This window comes from Nitrospinota bacterium (assembly GCA_029881495.1).
Lineage (GTDB): Bacteria > Nitrospinota_A > UBA7883 > JACRGQ01 > JACRGQ01 > JAOUMJ01.
On the sequence record JAOUMJ010000051.1, the window covers coordinates 1 to 4,938 of the forward strand.

At 44.2% G+C, this 4,938-nt stretch carries 4 protein-coding genes; 3 read left to right on the forward strand and 1 reads right to left on the reverse strand.

The window, feature by feature from the left end; genetic code table 11:
• The first annotated feature begins 1,050 nt into the window (after positions 1–1,050).
• From nhaD to OEY64_13015, 3 genes are all read left to right on the forward strand, one after another.
• Entirely contained in the window at positions 1,051–2,538 is a 1,488-nt protein-coding gene (gene nhaD / locus OEY64_13005) for a sodium:proton antiporter NhaD (GenBank protein ID MDH5543862.1), read from the forward strand.
• A gap of 137 nt (positions 2,539–2,675) precedes the next feature.
• A complete protein-coding gene (locus OEY64_13010; protein ID MDH5543863.1) occupies positions 2,676–3,542 on the forward strand; it encodes a hypothetical protein in 867 nt (288 codons plus the stop codon).
• A gap of 35 nt (positions 3,543–3,577) precedes the next feature.
• Complete coding sequence (locus tag OEY64_13015; GenBank protein MDH5543864.1) at positions 3,578–4,681, forward strand: hypothetical protein; 1,104 nt, start codon at positions 3,578–3,580, stop codon at positions 4,679–4,681.
• 52 nt (positions 4,682–4,733) lie between these two features.
• Here OEY64_13015 and OEY64_13020 read toward each other — a convergent pair.
• Positions 4,734–4,938 (reverse strand): hypothetical protein (locus tag OEY64_13020; protein MDH5543865.1); only part of this gene is annotated, 205 nt, incomplete at its 5' end.

The window sequence follows — 4,938 nt, forward strand, 5'->3', positions numbered from 1 at the left end:
ATATTATATCAAAACAGACTTCGATCAAGATCATCAAACTTTATGCGTCAATCTTGAAACAGGAGCGTCCAAATATATATTTAAAGATCGTAATTGTGAATATTTGCTAGATGCAAGGATTTCAATCCTTCCAAAAGATCTGAATAGGTAAAAAGAACCAACAGAAAATCCTATAGAATGTACTACCATATGTTTTAGCAATTGAGAATATGGTTTATTTGCTTTGTGTGTTTGGTTTTTACAAACAAACTATTTGCGTTATTTGCTAAATGGAAAAAATATAGAATAAAGACGTTAAGCTTAGATAGAGATAGGATAATAAGATTTACTTCGATGATTTACTTGAGGGGAAAAATATAGCTGATCCAGCTCTTGGGCACATCTGCACACATTGTATTAAAGATAAGTAAAAATATGTAAAATAGCCAAATGTGGAGTAGATGGGATTTGAAAATCTAGATAAAATATCAGTACAGATATTTTATTTTTTTCTCTGAATCTGAAATAGCAATACGGTTATAGGTCTAGCTCTGTTACACGATTGTTACACGGTGTAAAAAAGGCGTAATAAAAACAACAAGATAGAGTGCTTGTAAAGGACTGAAAATCCTCGTGTCGGCGGTTCAATTCCGTCTCCGGGCACCATATATTTTAATGGATTAGAGTCCTTTAAGCACCAAAAATAGAGGGAAAAATATTCGATTGTGATAGATTTTTCCTCTTTCACGTTTAAAATCTGGACGCTTCCTGTTAGGCTTTCAGGGTAGTGGTGAGCGTATCTCTGCGTAATCGAGGAGGTAGGTCAGATGGGGATTTTCAAATGATGGGAAAAGTGTAAAGTTATATTATATCCAGGCCAGCATTATTTATGGATGGTATTGGATCAATTCTGGATTTATTTATGGCAATAGTTGATTCATACAGATTGGAAATGCTATGACTGAATAACTGGAAAAATTGAACGTATAGTGATATTTTATATCCCGTGTAATATTTCCAGAATCGTAATACATCTTACAAAAGCAGTTTAAGAGAAAGGACCCGGTCAATATGGGGAAAAAATCAACCGTTGTTTCACTGGCATTTCTGTCTGCCATTTTTGCATTTCCATTTGTTGTATTCGCTTCGGGTGGCTCTGGCGAACATATCGACCTGACCTCCCACTGGGTTGGATACACCTCTCTGACCATATTCATAATCGCGTATCTATTTGTGATGGCGGAGGAATTCACTCACTTGAGGAAGAGCAAGCCTGTTGTTCTTGTTGCCGGGATTATCTGGGCGATGATAGCGGTTGTTTATTCGAATCATGGATTTACCCATCAGGCGGAGGAGGCGGTTCGCCACAATATACTTGAATACGCCGAGCTGTTTCTCTTCCTTCTAGTAGCCATGACTTACATCAATACCATGCAGGAGAGGCTCGTATTTGCCACTTTGAGGGTCTGGCTGGTGGCAAGAGGTTTTGGATACAGACAGCTTTTCTGGATAACAGGTATACTGGCATTTTTCATTTCCCCAGTCGCAGACAACCTCACCACCGCTCTGCTGATGTGCGCTGTTGTGATGGCGGTTGGGGTAAACAACGCGAAATTCGTGGGTCTTGCCTGCATAAACATCGTTGTCGCCGCGAATGCCGGAGGGGCTTTCAGCCCGTTTGGAGACATTACCACCCTGATGGTCTGGCAGAAGGGGATAGTCGATTTCACCACATTTTTCTACCTCTTCATACCTTCCGTGATCAATTTTGTTGTTCCAGCCGGAATAATGCACTTTGCGATACCGGATGAACATCCGGAACCCACCGGCGAGACGATAGAAATGAGGCGTGGGGCGAAGAGGATAATTTTTCTTTTCATACTCACAATTATCACAGCCGTTTCTTTCCATCAGTTTTTCCATCTCCCTCCGATGATGGGGATGATGACCGGACTCGGCTACCTGAAATTCTTTGCATATTATCTGAAGATCACACATGGCCCGCAGGATGAAGTGACCGGACAAAGGAAGAGACTACGACCGGAAGAGGTTTTGGCAAAGAGAGAGGCGGGGGAGAGCATAACGCCATTCGATGTTTTCAACAAGGTGGCAAAGGCTGAGTGGGACACGTTGCTCTTCTTTTACGGGGTAATACTCTGTGTAGGAGGTCTTGGATTCATCGGATATCTTTCTATGGTCTCGGAAACCATGTATGTACAGATGGGGCCCACATTCGCAAACGTTATGGTCGGGATACTTTCCGCAATCGTAGATAATATTCCTGTAATGTTCGCCGTGCTGACAATGAATCCTGACATGGTGTTGGGGCAATGGCTTCTGGTTACCTTGACAGCTGGAGTAGGTGGGAGCCTTCTCTCAATTGGAAGCGCGGCCGGAGTGGCATTAATGGGTGCCGCAAAAGGGAAGTATACATTTTTCGGTCACCTGAAATGGATGCCGGTAATTGCTCTAGGGTATGCCTTGAGCATTATTGCCCACCTTTGGCTAAATTCTTCCACTTTTGAAAGGGCGGCAAATATTTGTAAAACTTGTGGTTAAGGCATGAAAACAACTCTGGATGTTGGCTTAGCTTTTTGTGCGAAAGTGAAATATAATTATAGAGACGTGGGACTGATATTATTTTCAGAATTATTGGAGGATTAAATGTCTATTGTAATTAACAGGAGGGCGGTTCAATGAAGAACACCTTGTTTAGGATATTCGGCCTGGCGCTGATGCTTTCTGCCGTTTCTATTTATGGGTGCGGCGACTCACTTTTTACAGGAGTTCCGGGAAACGGGGAGGGATCACCAGCAGCTGAAGAGTTCGACGGAGTAATCAAGCTTGATGAAGGGGACTACATGTCCGTCTTATCCCAAAGCAATCCAAATCCAATCGACTACTGTGCCGCAGCGATGGGAAAGGCTGGTTACAGCGCGGCTGGATTAGTCAAAATGATCACAGCGATGAACGATACAGGCGGTGACATGAGCGCTATTTTTGCCATTACTTCCGACCCAAAATCGATTAAATATCTTAAAGCTTGCAAAACAAACTTTCTGAATGACGCTTTAGCGGCTGATCCCAACAACGTTGAATACCGGCTTATGAGCCGAATTATATCGATACCGACAATAACCAACGCGATAACTGCTTTGGCGGATGCTGTCAGTGCGGCAGGAGGGGGCACACCGATAGATATCACGGATGGACTGGATGACGCAGAACTCCAGGCGCTTGGAACAAGCCTTGTAAACGATCCCTATCAAAGAATTGATTCAAATGGCGACGGAGTAATATGCGGAGACGCGAATGATAATCTTGTGGACAAAAATGGCGCTGCATGTTCTCCCCTTGATGACAAGCTTCTCACGACTGTTGCGAACAACCTCACCGACCTTGTAGCCGTCAGTGGCGGTAGTACGGATGGTTCCGCGGTAGATACAGCTCTTTCAACTGTTGGATCAACATTCGATGCAAACAATGACGGTACCTTCTCGGATGACGAGATATCAAATTATCTAGCAACATTTGGCACAACTCCAGCGAAACCGGTGATGTGATGAGAATGATTAATATGGTAGCCAGGGGAGAGGTAATGAGAAAGCTGCTGATTTTCACGATAGCCATTTTATGGGTGAGTGGCGAGGCATTTGCCGCCAAAACGAAGACAATTCTTAACTATCCAACCCCCTATTCCGGCACAAGGGCGCTGGGGATGGGGAACGCATTTGCTGCGGTTGGCAGGGATCCTGATGGAGCTTTTTACAATCCTGCGACGCTCTACGAAATGGATTTCAATATTGGACTCATCGAAGCTCAGGTTGAGGTTAACCAGAATTCAATAGACCTTATACAGGATGTGATGGATCTTACTCAAAACAGCACTGGGCAGGATTCTACCGATGCTGCCATGAACCTCGTTGAAACAAATATGGGCAAACTGATTCATGCCAGGGTGACCGACTATTCAAGGCTTGCCTGGAAGAGCTTTGTGATAGGTGCATTTGGTGGAGTAAATGTTGATACCCGTCTACATTATCCGCTTTCAAGTAGCGGTATTATGGAGGCAAGAGCCATAACAATGGCGGGAGGAGTTGTAGGCGGCTCCAGGGCTATTGAAGCTGTCGAAGGTTTGAGGCTCGGAATGAGTGTAAAACAAATAGCAACATTTACATTACAACACAGTTTTAAACTTGCCGATGTTATGGATCAGCCGAATCCTGATGACCTGATGTATCAGGGGCAGACGCTGGTATTTGATATTGGCGGCCTTTACAATATCACCCAAGGCAAACTTGGCGGATGGAATTCACAGGCCGGGTTGTCTTTCATGAATATAGGCGGGATTCAATATACGGAGGAAGACACCATTCCTATGACCGTGAATCTCGGATTATCGATGAGGCCTGAAACATTTCTAGGCGAAACAATTTTTGCCGTAGATATCCACGATCTCTTTTTTGCCTATCCTCAGGATAGCAGTCTATGGAAGAGGGTACATATGGGGATGGAGTTCGGCGTTCTTGGAAGGCATCTCCTTTTCAGGGCCGGTCTCTCGCAAGGTTTCCCAACGGCAGGATTTGCGCTTGATCTCTGGATTTTCAAAGTGGGGTATGCATATTCCGCAGAGGAAATGGGAGCCTACGCTGGACAGGCCAAAGATTCAAGACACACGATTCATTTAAGCGCAGGCTGGTAACGCGTCTAATTATTTATATGCCGGCCGGTTTTAATAACCGGTCGGCATTTTTTTAGAAGAAACCTACAGGATCGACATCAATAGAAACCGATATACGCGGATCTACGAAATTCGACAGCTCTATTGCCAGGTTATGAAGCTCCTTTACGCTTCTCCCTTTTAACAGGACTTTCCATCTATATCTGTTTCTCACTTTATAGACAAGCGCGGGGACGGGGCCAAGGATCATAATTCCGGCAGGTATTTTCGGCAAGGAG

Coding starts and splice junctions, on each gene's coding strand:
- nhaD (MDH5543862.1), top strand. CDS start 1,051: ATGGGGAAAAAATCAACCGTTGTTTCACTGGCATTTCTGTCTGCCATT.
- OEY64_13010 (MDH5543863.1), top strand. CDS start 2,676: ATGAAGAACACCTTGTTTAGGATATTCGGCCTGGCGCTGATGCTTTCT.
- OEY64_13015 (MDH5543864.1), top strand. CDS start 3,578: ATGAGAAAGCTGCTGATTTTCACGATAGCCATTTTATGGGTGAGTGGC.